We start from the raw sequence: 17,241 nt of genomic DNA, 5'->3' as shown, positions 1-17,241 counted from the left end.
TGGCTATTAATCTACATAACTAACCTTTGATACACTATGAAAAAAATAAGCCCATGCCCTGAATCATTAAAGGGCTATAACTATGACTATATAACCTGGTCATTGGTTTGTTTTCTGTTTATGTTTTTTTCCGGTTCGATAAATGGACAAACAAAGACCGTAGCTGACCAAGCTGCAATCACCACATCGGGGAATAATCGATATGACCTCTGTTTGGGCGTAATACCGTGCAATTTTGGACCGACCGTTGTTGATGTTACGTATGCCGAAAATGACGATAATAAATATGCAAGGATGTACGCGTCACCGGGGCTATTGGCGAGTTTGGGAAGATACAAAGGAGGAATTGAGTTTACATTTCCACAGACACTGGTAGCAAATAAATGGTCTTACGTAAGAATAGGAGCGGACAACAGCCTTCTGCGATCACTGTTAGGTGGTTCATTGGGAAAATCACTGGGGACAGTATTGGGTGCGGTTTTATTGGGTAACCAGGAAATCGAGATTGAGGCGTTGGAGAATTCAACTTCTCGTTTAAAAAGGACGAATACACAAGGGTTTGATACCGATAGGGTTAGGCTGATAAAAGATGCGAATAGCAATTACTTTATTGCCATCAGGCCGGCTGGTCCATATAATAAGATCAGATTGACCAATCAGTCCACATCGGTAGCCGGGTTGTTTCAAGAGTATGTTTTAGATGCCTATTCTGCTGTATCTTATACCGAAGATCCATTGGCGTGTGGGCGGCCTACTTTTACTTCTTTCGATGGGGGAAGTGGGTTGGGGCTAAAGGTGGCTGACTTGGATAATCAGCGGCTGGAAAGAGCGATTGACCAAGATGTGGATACGTACTCGGAGCTGAAGTCATCTGGTGTGCTAGATCTAACTGTAGGTCGAAGCCTTTCTCAGTTTTTCTATTTTAACAATCCTTCGTCCACTAATCATACCTTCAATATTAAACTTGGCCTGGCCTCAGGCGGTGTAGCAAATTTGGATTTGCTAGGGGGGCTACAAGTGGTGGCATGGAATGGCAACCAGGCGGTTTATACGAGAACCTTGTCCGATGGACTGTTGAATGGCGTCAATATTGTGGAATTATTCGATAATCCACAAACTGCAGCAACACTCACATTTGCCCCAGGTAAAATATTTGACCGGGTGGAAGTTCGCTTGAATGCTATTGTCGGACTGGATTTGGTCGGTAATGGGATCCGTATTTATGATGTTCAACGTTATAGCGGGGAGTCGGGATGTAATAATCCGAATATTGTTGTACCGACTGAAACACCAGCCATGTTGTCTCAGAAGAGTTGTGCGATTCAGGTCGTATCGTCCGGAAATGCTGATTTTGCCCAGCATACGGTGGATGGAAAAAATGATACATACGCAACACTACAAGCAAGTTCAGGTTTTATTGCTGGATCCGGGGCCTATTCTGCCCATATAGAGATGGGGTTTGGTTCATCGGTGTCGGCTGGAACGACGACTTATGTTCGTATAGATTTTGATTCTAATCAGTTGGGCAAGCTATTGGATGGTTCTGTCGGTTCCCTGTTGGGGAATACGGTAGATGATCTCCTGTTTGGCAACCATTATTTTGTGGTAGAAGCAAAAAGCGGAAATACAGTTGTGCTTTCCAGATCAAGTAGTAGCCGGTTTAGCAATACGGCTGTGGGTGCGACAGGTACGGGCGATGTCAAGATAGTACAAGACAAAAACGGCTATTATTATCTAGCGATCAGATCGGGTACTCCTTTTTCAAGTATTCGGATTACCGAGCGGTTGTCTGCTACCGTAGGTCTGGGTACCATAGAAACAATGAACGTCTATCATGCTTGCTATTCAACAGGTGCGTTGGATTGTGAACAGTCTTTTGCGACATATTCGGAGTCGGAGGGTATTTCTTTGGATTTATTGGGTGTTGGGAAAGCGGGTGTTACAGATGCCCATCACGTCATTGACGGCGATATCAACACAAGTTCAAAGATTAGTATAGGCGCCGTAGGAGTAGGGGGAAATATGTTACAATCCGTGCAGTTCCATGGAGTATCATCAGAGAGAGATCATTTCCGTATCAAAATGAAGATGCAAGTACAAGGTACGGTGACGGCTGATATAATTGGAAGCATTATCATCAAAGCTTATCAAGGTACAGACGAGGTCTACTCACAAAGGCTAAACGAAAAGTTGTTACCCGGAGTAGATGTGCTACAATTGCTTTCCAACGGACAGATGATTAACGTCCCCATTGCTCCCGGCAAAGCTTTTGACCGTGTAGCGGTAGGAATAGCTTCGTTAGTAGAAGCCAATGTGTTTGCTAATCCATTGGAAGTCTATAGTATAGAACGTTTCTCGGATTCATGCCCTGATCCGGAACTAACTTGGGAGGGGAAAACAGTCTCTCCTTTCAATCAGCAAGATTGTGGCACCATGGTAACCAGTTTCGAACATGTTAATTTTCCTTTTGAAGCGATCACGGATAGTCCTGATGCGGATACCTATGCTATCCTTTCCGCAGGAGCAGGATTAGTAGGGGGCTTAGGAACGTATAATAGTCATCTTGAATTGAAATATGCTGCACCAGTTGCTGCACATGAGGTTTCGTATATTCGGGTAGATTCGGAAACGAATTTATTTAAGTCCTTGTTGGGTGGATCCTTAGGCGACGCATTGGCCGGTGTTTTGGGGTCTGTTGCATTAGGGGATCAATATATACAGGTTAAGATAAAGGATGCAGCAGGTAATCAAATAGGAGCAACGTATAACAGTCAGCTTGGTTTGAATACGGAGTTTGTGAAGCTGGTGCAGGATGTCGATGGGCGCTTTTATTTGGCGGTGACCGCCGCATATCCTTATCAGTCTATTCGACTTGAATATTACCATCGCGCGTTGGTTGGTGGGATGGGATCTTCCAGTATCAAGGTTTACAGTATGTGCCGGGAAACTCAGGTTGACTTGTGTGAACAGGCGGCCTTTACTTCCTGGGATGGAACCGGGATCGCTGTAGATATTGCTGATATTACCAATGGAGGGGTGGTTAATCCTGATTTTGCAATCGATGATAATTCGTCAAATTATTCGGCGTTAAACCTGGGGTTAGCAGGCATCGGAGCTTCTGTTTCCCAAACCGTTTATTTTAAAAGCAAATCAACGACTAACGATTCATTAAGGGTACGTTTGCAACTGCGGAATCCGGGAATACTCAATGTAGATCTCTTAGGACAGTCAAGGCTTAAATTGTATAACGGTGAACATTTAGTTTATAATGAGACGTTAGCAACAGGTTTGATCAACAACCTTGATCTATTGGCACTGTTTAACAGTGGGGGAGTTCAAGCGCTGACATTCTTTCCGAATGTAGTGTATGATCGAGCGAAAATAGAAATCAGTTCTGTAGCGGGTCTAAATGCCAGCGCGCCTATACATTTATACGGTATGAGCCGTGTTACTACCGGTTGCCCGGACCCTGACTTTATGGCTCCCCCGTACCGGAGCTCGGTTTGTGCCGATGTAGTAGAAACAGGTACTTCTGTTGCTGATGAATATGATACCTATGCTGTTGATGATATTAGTAATGCAGTGGATGGTAATCATAATAGCTATGCTTCAATACGTTCAGGGGCGGGGGTTATTTTGGGAGTCAACAACGTAAGCGGAAAACTGACATTTGGATATCAGGCGGATGTTCCGGCTGGTCGTATATCATATATCCGTATAGCCGAAAATAGCGGATTGCTGGAAGCTTTGCTTTCTGGAAGCTTAGGCAACGTTGTGGGTGGAGTTGTCGACGGGATTCTCTTAGGTAATCATTATTTCACGATTGATGTTCAAGATGCTGTAGGTAATAACTTGGTGTCCGGCAACAGTCAATCGTCTTTTACTGGAGCGAATGGAAATATCAAGATCGTTCAAGATAAAGCTGGACGTTATTACATCGCTTTGACAGCGGATCAAGCCTATCGAAAAGTCGTCATAAAGACGTTCACAGAATCGGTCGTCGGCATCACGGCACAAGATAATGCATTGCATGTCTATGGCATGTGCTATGAAACCAATTTTGATGGATGTGCAGAAGCAGTTACGACCTCATGGGACGGCTCAGGTTTGAGTGTCGGTGTAACAGGAATTGGTGAGTACGGCGTACGGGATGCATTCCAGGTGCTGGATAATAACAATAATGGAGATTTTTCGACCTTGAGTTTAGGCACACTCAATGTGACTGGTCATATCCAACAAAATATACAGTTTAATAAGACTATAGAGGCGAATAGCCTGATAAAATTAAAGATGTCCGTGGGCCAAGGTAGTGTGGACGCGGCCGTATTTGGAAGAATGCGATTGATAGCCTATAATGCGGGCGTCGAAGTTTACAATCAAACTATACAGAACGCTGTAATTGGCAATGTGAACTTGGCGCAATTATTTGATAACGGTGCAGCTAGTGAGATTACTTTTTCACCAACTGTCGTATTTGATGAGGTGGCATTGCGTTTGGATGCATTGGCAGGCGCGTCGTTGCTTGTACCGAATGTACGCCTCTATTATATCACACCAGATTGTCAAGTGGCGAATTTCGAAGCTTGGAAATCGTATCAAGAAGCTGGTACAGGTACTGCCATCGCACAGGTCAAGGGGGGAGAGGAAGTAGTGTATAACATCCATATTCGTAATACGGGTACGGTAGATTTAGAAAATTACATCGTGACAGATGCCATCCCGACCCATACAACGTATGTGCCCGGCTCAGCTGATTCTAACGGAGGAGCTTTTGCAGATGGAGAAGTCACTTTCCAAAATGTAAATGTACCGGCCGGAGCCACGCAGGTATTAACATTCCGGGTGAAGGTCGCAGACAATTTGACTGGCGTTAACAAAATCAGTAACGTGGCCTTTGTGAAAAAGGATGCGACAGATCCAGGTACGGGCACGGTCCCACCGGCAGATCCATCTAATCCGGTAGATCCTGATCCTACTGTAGATCCGGGAACAACAACCGATATCCCTGTACAACAGATCAAGACTGTGACGACATGGAAAGCCTATGCGGTGACCGGCGGGCTGTCTACGACATCGGTGCGTGGCGGAGAAAATGTCACGTATACGCTATATATACGAAATGTTGGAAATCAAGATCTTACTGGGCTTACTGTGTCTGATGCAATTCCAGGTGGCACAACTTTCCAGTCGGCAAATAATGGAGGTATTCACCAAGACGGCGCTGTTTCTTTCTCGGGAATCGACTTGCCTGTAGGGGGCACGACTTCTGTAAGCTTTGTCGTCACAGTGAATGAGGATCTGACGGGGCGGAATACCATCGATAACATTGCTTATGTCAAAGAAACTCCGGATGATCCAGGAACACCGACGACTCCTGCAGACCCTACAGATCCTTCTGCAGGCCCAGATCCGGCTGCCAATCCGGGTGATCCTACTTCTATCCCGGTTGACGACAATTTTGATGTTGTACTCTGGAAAGCCTACAAAGTACAAATGGTCGGTACAAGTACATTTGATCCCGCGATTACAAGTGTATCCGGTGGCGAACAAGTAGAATATACGTTATATGTGAAAAATAGGGGGAATAAAGCATTGACGAATGTGACGTTGGCCGATCCGCTTACTCCGGGAATAATATTGGAGCCGGGATATACAGCATCGACAACGATTGCTACCTTGGGAGTTGGTGAGACCAAATCATACGCCTTTAGGGTGAAAGTAGATGCCGATCTGACAGGCATACAAGAAATACGGAATGTGGCCACCATCGTCAGTAATGAAATCAGTACGGCGCGAGAAAGTCATCCGCCTGTAGATAATCTGAATCCTACAGTACCGGACGAAACAAAGATAGGTACTCTTATAGCGGTAACTCATATACATGATGTAAATATTGAATTGAATGGTGTCAGTGATGGAGTGAATAGTGGAATGGCAGTGCTAAATGATAAGATTACGTATACCATTACAGTCACCAATAGCGGAAATAAAAACTTGACCGCGCTTACTGTCGTCGGTGATGTTCCTGCTACGACCATTTTTGATGAGAGTCCGTCGGGTGGAGTGCTAAGTGCAAATGACGTCGTTTTTCCTCCATTCGATTTAGCGGTAGGGGAAACCAAAACTTTCCAATATATTGTAGGCGCTAGTTCGATTACACCGCCCACGCCTATTACCAATGAAGCTGTGGTCAATTTTGAAAATCCTCAAGGTGCTCCAATAACCAAAAGCGATACGCATAGCATGCCTACTGCGTGTACGCCAGTGTTGGCAACAGATCTTCAGTTAGCTGACTCCGGTCCAATTTGTTTAGGAGAAAGTATAACACTGACCGCTAATTTATCAGGTTTGTCTGGCTTAGATCCTACAGTCCTATCCAGCATTATATGGTATAGTTCATATAATGCCGGTACCGGTACATTAAGTGGTGAAATTGGCGTAGGGCAAAGTATAGACGTTATTCCAACAAGTCTTGTGACTACTTATTATGCAGCGGTCGTCTCAACGGATTATTGCTTCCAAAATCCTCCTGCAACAATTAATGTGGTGGTGAATGATGTGCCCGTTAGACCGATTATTGCTTCGGTGGTAACAGATCAGTTCTGTACTGGAGAGGTCGTCCCGCTTACTATTTCCAATGTACAGGCAGGGGCAACATATACTTGGTTTAGAAATGGAACATCGGTAGGTACAGGCACTTCATATGACGCAGATGCAACTGGTGTATATACCGTGCGAGCTTCTCTCGGTGCTTGCCCGAGTGAGCCTTCTGTTGGTGTAGACTTGACGGTTTATCCTCGCCCGGTCGCCAATGACATTCAGGTAATAGGTCATGAAAGTGCAGTTTGCGAAGGAGCGTCTGTGACTTTACAAGCCTCTTTGGTGGCCAGTCCAAGTACAATAGTGTCCAATCCGGTATTCCACTGGTATAGTGATGCCGCTTTAACGAATAGAGTATATACAGGTTCGACATTAAGTATTCATCCGGCGACAACCATCACATATTATGTGACAGTAGATGGAGATGCTGTTTGTGAGAATGCGCCCGGCACGGCGAAAGAAGTTACGATAAACGTCAATCCAACCCCGATTTATACTATCAACGGCGCATTGAGCTATGGTATTGAAGTCGGTCAGTCAGTGACTTTACCTACTATATCAACTTCTAGCGCGATAGTGACATGGTATGACGATGCGGGAACAAATATGGGTGCTATCACCACGACACGCTCGTTCGATGCAGTAGGTACTTATACCTATACAGCGGTCATTTCAGAAGCTGATCACTGTACCGTTTCGGTATCTGTTGTGATCCATGTATTTTCTGAGGATGCATGTCCACCGGTGTATAGCCGCATTTATGCGACTGACGCTTCTTCCTATGGTGTGTCTCGTTTAGTTGTGCCTTTGGGAGCGGCAACTGACATCGGTCAGGCGGCAGATGGTGATGTAGAAACGCACAGTACGTTGACAGAAGGACTGAATTTACTTGGAGGGCTATTGACGGGACAGACTTATCAGACGTTGAAATGGAATAGTGCCGTGGCAGCAGGTACGCCTGTTAGTGTAAAATTGGGTAAAAACCTGAGTACGGTGAACGCCGTTGGTACGTTGAGAGTAGTTGCTGTTGATGGTAATGGTATTGCCGTGAGTACAGTCCATGATGTGGAGCCGAAGCTGGTGGAAGTATTAGGTGGATTAAATGTCTACGAATATACATTCACTCCGGTCAATCAGAACGGGCAAGCGGTACCGTACTCTGGTGTAAAAGTTTATTTCGCCGGAGTGGCCTCTATCTTACAGACGGCTTATATCTATGAAGCATACTACCATCAGTCGGGTACTGTCGACTGTGGATCGGAAGAAATATTTGATGTTTTACATGGTATCGAAAATCCAATTAGCGTGCTGGGTGTCGCAAATATATTGGCCGGCGTGGACCAAGCAGAAAATGCCGTGGACAATGATCCGGCGACATATGCAGTGATGAACAATATAGCTGCAGTAAATGCAAAGACGCGTTTGGAGGTATTATATAACATTCCTGCGTTAGTGGGCGACAAGTTGTTGATCAATTTATCGACGCCAGGGGCTTTGCTTAGCGTACAAGCTTTGCAATCGTTTACTGTACAACCCTATTTGGGTGATGTGCCTGTGGGCCAACCTGTCAGTCAGGATGGAATTGTGTTGAAGGTAGATATATTGTCTGGTGGGACAGAAGCCGTGGTGACCTATACGGCGGGACATGCGTTTGATCGTATCAAAATATTGTATGGAGGTGTGGCAGATGTGTTGACACAGCTAAGAGTACACGATATAAGTCGGCAGGTGCCGGCAATCATTACGGGGGACAATAATGATAATAAATTTGAGATTTGTGAGGGAGGAGACATAACCATCGTACCGGCAGACAATTGTACAACATACCGGATTTATTCAAGTGCTACTGCCGGAAATATCGTCGATGTGAAGAACCTGGGAGCGGGTATATATACTTTTTATGTACAGACCGTACGTTTTGGAACCTGTGAAGTTGGTGAACGGACGGCTATAGAGGTTACAATCAATGCTTTACCCGTCCCTCCAATCGTAGTAGATCAGGTGATATGTCAGACCCCATCAGCGTCTACCGTGTCTTATCAAGTCACTGCATTGCCGGGTCATAATCTGATCTTTTACGCCGATCAAAATTCAACGACACCTTTGGTAGCGGTACCGACGGCAAACAGTGCTAATGTGGGGATCTACACAGTATATGTTAGCCAGCGCAGTGCTGAAGGATGTGAAAGCATTCGTATTCCTGTACGGATAACGGTAACCCGTACAGCTACGACCGCTGATATTATTGTGAATGATGTCACCATCTGTGAAGGTGAAAGTCTGACATTGTCAGCTGGTAGCTCGACCGTCAGCAATCCGGTATTTAAATTCTATACTGACGCTTCGTTAACTACACAAATTACCAACGTTACCGTTGCACCGACGACGTCCACGAGCTATTATGTTACTGTAAGTGGAGATGGGGTCTGTGAGAATACGCCGGGCCAAGCTGCAATTTTACATGTAAATGTTGTTGTAACTGCAGCACCTACGATAACTGATGCTGCTCCTGAATTCTGTATCAGCGACCGTAAGACCTTGGCCGATTTACCGGTAGTGGGAACGACTATTAAATGGTATGCAGCTGCAACGGGAGGAACGGCATTGGCAAATTCGACACTACTACAAGATGGTGTGACCTACTACGCCAGCCAGAGGGGATCGAACTGCGAAAGTGTTGCCCGCTTGGCGGTCACACCGATTGTCAAAGATTGCACCGTAAAGCTGAGCATTAAGAAACAAGCGGATGACGATAGGGTGGTAGCGGGACAGAATACCAGCTTTACATTGACAATTACCAATAATGGGCCAGGCATTGTCGAAGTAGGAGATGTTATTCTCCTTGAAGATATACCTCGTGCGGGCTTAGAAATTACCGATTTCACGATAGCGAGTAATTACGGAAGTATCAGTGTTACCGACAATAAGGCTACTATCACGGTTGATAATATAGTACCGGTGAATGGCAGTATTATTGTCAAAGTGCTGGCGACAGTCGCTACCGACGCACCAGCTACTATTAGCAATGCCATAAAAGTATGGGGGCCAGACACACCACCTGATGAGGATCCAGACGATGAGGATGAGACACCGCCGATACCCGTGGATCGGGAATATAACTTGACCATCACCAAGGTTGCGGATGAGGCAAGGGTGAAGGCTGGTGAGAACACGACCTTTACGGTGACAGTGCGCAATGATGGCCCATCGGCGATTGCAACGGGTAAGGTCATCCAATTGGGTGAGCTGCCAAGTACAGGACTGACGATTACGGGGTATGCAATAACATCTGGATCGGCAAGTATTGTCGGTACAGGTAATAGTGCGACACTCACGACGACCCAGGTGATGGATGTAGGAGCCGATATCGTGGTGAAAGTGACAGCGTTGGTCTCGGCTGATGCCCCGGCTACTATCAGCAATGCTATAAAAGTATGGGGTCCAGATACGCCACCTGATGATGATCCGGATGACGAGGATGAGACGCCGCCGATACCAGTGGATCGGGAATATAACCTGACCATCACCAAGGTTGCTGATGAGGCTCGGGTGAAGGCAGGTGAAAGCACAACCTTTACGGTTACGATCACCAATAACGGCCCTGCTGTCATCGAAATAGGTAAAGCTATTCTTTTAGGAGAAAGACCGGGCAACGGTGTTACCATCACTGGATATGAGATGATCAGCACGAATGCTACCCTAAGCGGAACAGGCAATCAGGCCACATTAACGACTAATGCAAAGATTGGTGTGCAGGAAACGATAGTTGTTCGGATCATCGCAAAAGTAGATGACGATGCTCCTGCAACGATTACGAACGGCATAGACGTGTGGGGACCGGATACACCACCTGATGAGGATCCGGACGATGATGATGATACGCCGGAAATTCCTGTCGATTATCCATTGATCGAGGCCGTTGATGATTTTGCAGAGGTCAAGGCTGGGTTAGAAGTTAAAATTGCGGTATTGAATAATGACATCAAGACAAAATGGGATATCGATCCGGCAAAGGTACAAATTGCCCAACAGCCGACCTTTGGAAAGGTAGAAGTATTGCCGGACGGGGAAGTAATCTACACGGCAGAAACCGCGTCTTTGGGTGAAGTGTCATTTAAATATACGGTGAAGGATATAAAGGGGCGCACAAGTAATGAGGCGATCGTGACTGTAAATGTAATCGATAATCCATTGGAGATACCAAATGTCATCACGCCAAATGGAGATAATGTCAACGATTATTTTGTCATCCGAGGTTTGGAGCTGTATGATTCGGTACATCTAACCATCATGAATCGTTGGGGAAGTGAAGTATATAAAAATAGTATCTATAATAATGAATGGGATGGAAGAGGATTGAATGAAGGTACTTATTTCTATGTGTTGCAATTGTCTAGGAATGGCAAGGTCACAAAATATACAGGATCGATACTTATTAAAAGAAACTAATTTTCGGACGTACTACTAAGACATATTATGGAACAGTATAGATTAAAAAGTTGGATGATTGTATCGATCATCCTCCTTTTGACAACAGCAGGATATGGCCAACAGAATATTCAGTTGACACAATATATATTCAACTCGATCAGTATTAATCCTGCCTATGCAGGATATAAGGAAGAGTGGTTTGGACAGTTGGGGTTGCGAAGCCAGTGGACGGGTTTGGATGGAGCTCCAAAAACCGGCACTCTTTCTATAGACGGCGTCTTAGATCCGGTATACCGAAGACACGGGGTAGGGCTAACCGTTACAGCAGATGCATTGGGAGCACAGGCGGCTACAAGTGTATATGCAAATTATGCTCTTCGCTTGCAGCTGGATCGATCGGATGAGCATCGGCTGAGCTTAGGGATAGCCGGAGGCGTCACCCAATATGGGTTGGATGGTAATAAGTTGAATCCATTAGAAAGTGATGATAGCATATTGCCGGATGGAAAGGTATCGACCTGGCGACCCGACATTCGACTCGGTGTATACTATAATAACTCGCGTTGGTACGCGGGTGTTTCCGTACAAGATCTCTTTGCCGGTACAGATAGTGATGAGGATTTTCAATTCAATCAGAATTCGTTGGAGACCTTATACCGCAATATTCATGGCTTTTTTATCGCAGGTGCATTGTTTGAGTTGGAACAAGCACTATTGTTGAGACCGAGTATATTAATTAAGGATGATTTTATGGGACCCACTTCCTTAGATATCAATGCTATGTTTGTCTTCCATGATAAATTCTGGATCGGTGGAGGTTATCGCACACGTGCAAAGATATTTAATCGGGATTATACAAGTTATTCTGAAAATAGGTTGAGTTCACTCAATTCGGTGAGTGGTATAGCCCAGTTTTATGTTACACCTAAATTTCGTATAGGTTATTCCTATGACCACATGCTCAATCAGGTCGGAGGAATACAACAAGGTTCTCATGAAGTAACCTTGGGCGTGACATTCGGCCGTTTAGATAGACGGGTTTTGAGTCCACGATATTTTTAAGCCGGATACATAATTTGGAAAGTAACGATACCAAGGTGAGCACATAATTTATTGAACACAAACCAGGAAAGTACAGTTATGAAAAGAAAATATCTTATCTGCATGGGCATGACAGCTTTAAGTCTCCTACTGCATTTTGAAGTTGTTCAAGGGCAGGAACAGCCAAGTCGGTTGTCCCGTGCGGAGAAATTTTATACGATGTACGAATATGCCAATGCGGCAAAGGTATACGAAACACTTGTAGATACCAAAAATCCCCGTACTATCGATATGGAACGGTTAGCCAACAGCTATTACTATATAAAAGAATACAACCTTGCCGAGAATTGGTATGCCCGTGTTATAGAAAGGCCTGACGCGGATCCACAGTCTCATTTACAGTATGCCGAAGTGTTGAAACAGCAAGGGAAATATAGTGCGGCGAAGGAACGATATAAGCTTTATATAGAAAAATACGGCACGACTTCGCTGCTTGAAAATGCTATTCAAGGTACTGATTCGGCTGAGGTGTGGCTCAAAAAGCCTTCTAAACACAAACTGAGGAATGAACAAGGCATAAATACCGCGCGGGCAGAGTTCGCTCTTGTTCCAACTTCTGGCGGGGCCATCTTTGTGGGGGAACCCAATACATTCCTTGGTCATACGAGTGGTATGACCGGACAGCCCTATTTGCGTATATATTCGGCCTCTCGGCACGAAGACGCTACACTAAGCTATCCGGATATCATGACCGATAGCTTTAACCAATCTTCCTATCATATCGGACCAGTAGCATCTGATAAGGGCGAAGAGACATTGTATATTACCCGGACGTATGCTGGGAATTCTGCAGAAAAAATCAAAGCAGAAGGACAATATTGGAAAGAACAGAATTTGGAGTTGACGGTATTTAAAAAGACCGGCAATAATTGGGAGGAAGAAGACTTTCCTTATAATAATGTAAAAGAATATTCGGTTGGCCACGCAGCGTTGAGTAGTGATAATAAAGTGCTGTATTTTGCGTCAGATATGCCCGGCGGATTAGGTGGCGTAGATATATGGTATTGTGAGATCGGAGCAGATGGAAATTGGGGAAAACCGCAGAATGCGGGAACAGCTATCAATACATTTGGAGATGAAATGTTTCCTTCGGTGTATGCCGATACTTTATACTTTTCCAGTACGGGACATCCCGGAATGGGAGGGCTGGATATTTTTAAAGCCGCAGGAACTAAATCATCTTTCGCTACACCTGTCAATCTGGGTTTTCCTGTTAACTCTCCGTCCGACGATTTTGCTTTTGTTGTGTTCGAAGATAATGAAGATGGAAGTAAGGGTTATCTATCTTCCAATCGTACCGGGGGAATAGGGTCGGATGATATTTATTCGTTTACCTATCAAAAACCAAAAATCGGCATTAAGCTTACCAGCACGGTAAAAGATAAAAAAACAAACGAATTGTTGTCGGAGGCGACTGTGAGTCTATTTGATCAAAATGGACAGCTATTGAGTAGAAATAATACGGACGTGGATGGAGTAATTACCTTCGATTTGGAAAAGGGGCAACGCTTAAAACTGCAGGGCGAGAAAATTGGCTATATGTCTGAAACATTGTTTATCGAACCCATTATAGCCAAACATGATACTACGGTATATGTGACCCTCCGTTTGCAATCCGTACAAAAGGTCGGTGAAAAATTTGTACTGGAGGATATCTATTATGACTTTGATAAATACGAGATCCGTCCTGATGCGGCATTGGTATTGGAAAAATTGGTAGCTACTTTGCGGGATAATCCGACATTAAAAATTGAGCTTTCGAGCCATACGGATAGTAGAGGAAGTGATGCATATAATATGACGCTCTCTCAGAAAAGGGCGCAGGCAGCGGTAGATTATATTGTCAGCCGTGGAGTCGCCCGCGAACGGATGGTGGCAAAAGGTTACGGTGAAAGCCGCCTAGTTAATAGATGTATCAATGGACTGAAATGTACCGAGACCGAGCACCAAGCTAACAGAAGAACGGAAATCGAAGTATTAGCGTATTAATGTAACATCTGTCGATATTAACGACTGGAATGTGGACTTGTGGCGTTGTGAACCATCTATTTATGAATCGACTTTGCTTTTTGCAGATCTTTTGTGGATTACTGTCGCTTTGGCCGACGGTCCAAGTATGTTTGGGGCAGCGGATATATGCCGATACTCAAAAGTCTGATGCGACATTTTTATTGGCTTCGGTATCCAATCCCGCAGAGGCCGTAGATCTGCCGGATACCACCAATTTCTCAACATTGAATGTAACGCTGGGTGCTTTGGGTCTAATCTATGCACGTCAGAATTTACAATTTATAGATAATCCGAAACCCACTCGTTATTCACCGATAATTGCAAAAATTGGTAGTAATTCGTCCTTATTAACTTTGCTGGGTGGTTTTGCTGTGCAGCGGACTAAGGGAGGAATAAACAGTACGGTTGCACCAGGCTATTCGGGAAGTGAGCTGTTGAATTTATTAAACCTATTTGGCAGTGGTCAGATTGGTACTCTTGTGTTTTTACCGGATGGGAACGATTTTGACGGTATACGATTCGAAGTAAACAGTTTATTAAATTTAGCTTTAACAGCCAACTATTATTATGCCTTTTATATTGCTATGCCCATACTGTCTGAAAGTAATTTAACAGTCTGTGAAGGAGCAAATCGTGCAGTGACCATTTCTAATTTCCAACCCGGTTATACCTATCAATTATACACAACGCAACTGGGTGGTACGCAAGTAGGATCTGATATTACCACGAACACCTTTATAATACAAGACAATTGGAATGGTTCCTATTGGTTGGAAGCCAGAGAGGGAAATATTTACCCTTCTGGGCGAACTCCGTTGACAATTACAATGTTGCCACGCCCCGGAAAACCGCATTTAACAATCCGAAATGTAATTAATTAATATAAACTAAATCAAACCAAATGAAAAGCAAATCAAAAATGCTAAAAACAGGGCTAGCAGCTTTGTTTTTAGCAGCAGCAACAAGTGTTTTCGGGCAATCGATCGATAAAACGAACGATGGGGCTAAAGTGAATGTTGGTCCTTTTACTGCCGCTGATAATGCAAGTAGAGCAACAGCACTGCCGGGTTTAAATCTTGCGAATGAGAGACGGGATGTCATCCTTTTTTACAACGATGCTAGTAAGCCCGGCTTAACGTTAGTCGCGAGTAGGACAGAGGATCTAAGTGTAATTACTCCAGCTCCTTCTCGTACGGCTCAGGAATTTACGCATTACCGCTGGTTCTATATGGGACAGGATGGGGCAGGAGCGGTGGATGGGACAGCGTTTGGGGGGGCGGAGCTTGTTGCAGAAGGGCTTTTAAAGACTTACAATGCTGCGGGTGACGAAAAGCTGGTCGTTACCAACCTCACTGAAGGTTACCATTATTTTAAAGTACGTGGTATTGTCAATCCCGACAATATTGCAGAAGAAGAGCTCTGTAACATACAAGAGGAAGAGTATGTTATCTACGTGCTGCCTGAACTGCAAGTGGCGGCAACAGGGACCGTGAATGGGGGCACTGCTTTTCAATATTGTGAAAGCGATGTAAGTGAAGGAGGTACACAGGCCAAAGTAGAGATTAATGCCACTTACGGCTTTGTACGACCCAACACACCGGCAGTTGGCGATTTTGACGTAAAGTACAGATGGTATGCAGTTAAACAAGCTGCGGATGGTTTAACCTGGCCGGATGTAAGCGCTATTGCTACTGATCCAACAACTATTTCGGATATTGAACTGTTGGAAACATCCTCCTCGAATGCTACAGGTGGAATATTACCTGATTTCTTCCCTCAAATCAGCAAAATAGGAAAATATAAAATATTTGTAGAGGCAGAGTATGCTGTGAAAGACAGAAACTACTCGGCGGCGGATGCAGGAGGTGTTCGTGTTCGTCCCCATGTGATTTACAGAGGATTTACACAGGATAGTGGTAGCGATATGGTTTTGACGGTAACACCAAAACCAGGCAAGCCACATATTACGATCGAAAATATTACAGACTAATATTTGCAGTCTATCCGTAATATTATTCAGAAATATGCAAGGTTGGAGTTTGATAAACAGCATTTCTGTTGTTGTTGTGTTGCTATTTGCGTTACAGCAGACTGTGGCACAGCAACAGCAGGCCTTGCGTATTGTGAAAGGGAAAAAGGTGACGCTTCGTGCAGACTCGCAACATGCCCTATCTTACATCTGGTTCCATAATGGTGAAAGCATGAATGGCGCACATGAATCCCGTATCGTGGTTACCGAAGGAGGGACATACAATGTCATCGCTTTGGGCGATGGATGTAATTCGGATATTTCGGATCCTGTAGAAATCATTGTTGATCCATTGGCGGAAGATGTACACGTAGATATTGAAATACGTAATTTGCCGGATAGAGAACAAGCTTTAATTTCGCAGGAATTCAACTATCAACTCCTAGTCCTTAATAACAGTAATACCGCGGCAGACGAACTGTTAATAACATTTAAACTGCCACGACAGCTGACCTATATAGGAGAAGCACAAGGGATGAATTCAGACTTGCAATATAATTCGGGTAAAAAGGAACTGATCTGGAAGCTGCCGAGGTTGGAGGCAAAAGAGTCGGCCTCACGATGGATAAAAGTACGTGGGGAATTTTCCGGCCAAGCCATTACGACTGCTCACGCTACGAGTCGACAACAGGATATTGATCTAACAAACAATAAAGACGAGGCCACCGTCAATATTATCACGCTTTTTGTGCCGAATGTAATCACGCCAAATGGAGACGGAAAGAATGATACCTTTGAAATCATTGGATTGAAGGCGTTTAAAAGGAATAAGCTGATTATCTTTAATCGATTTGGTAATGAAGTCTTTAAATCCATAGATTACCGAAATGATTGGTCGGGTGAAAATCTAAATGAAGGCACGTACTTCTATTATCTCGAAATTGAAGATTGGACAGGCACAGTGCATCGCGATAAAGGATATGTGTTGTTGATGCGGAAAATTTCTCATTTCTGATTATCCTGTTCTTTTTAGAATTTCTCTTTTTTTTAGTATATTCGAGAATAGTAAGTTTTCTATACCCCATAGAAAATTATCATTTTTAGCTATTAATATAGAAAGGGAGGATGAA

The 17,241-nt window shown here is 44.3% G+C and carries 6 protein-coding genes; all 6 read left to right on the top strand.

The window, feature by feature from the left end:
• Nucleotides 1-36 precede the first annotated feature (36 nt).
• The 6 genes from G5B30_RS09235 to G5B30_RS09210 all read left to right on the top strand — a co-directional run bounded on the left by G5B30_RS09235 (nt 37) and on the right by G5B30_RS09210 (nt 17,126).
• The gene (locus tag G5B30_RS09235) at nt 37-11,049 is read left to right on the top strand and encodes a gliding motility-associated C-terminal domain-containing protein (RefSeq protein ID WP_165319696.1); all 11,013 of its coding nucleotides are present in this window, start codon (nt 37-39) and stop codon (nt 11,047-11,049) included.
• Between the two features lie 27 nt (nt 11,050-11,076).
• On the top strand, nt 11,077-12,093 hold the full coding sequence (locus G5B30_RS09230; RefSeq protein WP_165319695.1) for a type IX secretion system membrane protein PorP/SprF: 1,017 nt from the start codon (nt 11,077-11,079) through the stop codon (nt 12,091-12,093).
• Nucleotides 12,094-12,171: 78 nt separating this feature from the next.
• Nucleotides 12,172-14,121 (top strand): OmpA family protein, encoded by a 1,950-nt coding sequence (locus G5B30_RS09225; RefSeq protein ID WP_165319694.1) that lies wholly within the window; start codon nt 12,172-12,174, stop codon nt 14,119-14,121.
• Nucleotides 14,122-14,183: 62 nt separating this feature from the next.
• Nucleotides 14,184-15,023, top strand: a complete 840-nt coding sequence (locus G5B30_RS09220; protein ID WP_165319693.1) for a hypothetical protein — start codon at nt 14,184-14,186, stop codon at nt 15,021-15,023.
• A 20-nt stretch (nt 15,024-15,043) separates the two neighbouring features.
• Nucleotides 15,044-16,132 carry a hypothetical protein gene (locus G5B30_RS09215; RefSeq protein ID WP_165319692.1) on the top strand — a complete coding sequence of 363 codons (1,089 nt, stop codon included), beginning with the start codon at nt 15,044-15,046 and terminating at the stop codon, nt 16,130-16,132.
• Nucleotides 16,133-16,166: 34 nt separating this feature from the next.
• Nucleotides 16,167-17,126 (top strand): gliding motility-associated C-terminal domain-containing protein, encoded by a 960-nt coding sequence (locus G5B30_RS09210; protein WP_165319691.1) that lies wholly within the window; start codon nt 16,167-16,169, stop codon nt 17,124-17,126.
• Nucleotides 17,127-17,241: the final 115 nt, after the last annotated feature.

Origin of the sequence: Sphingobacterium sp. SGG-5 (assembly GCF_011043525.1) — a bacterium.
Classification (GTDB): Bacteria; Bacteroidota; Bacteroidia; order Sphingobacteriales; family Sphingobacteriaceae; genus Sphingobacterium.
This window is presented reverse-complemented; position numbering and strand designations above follow the sequence as displayed.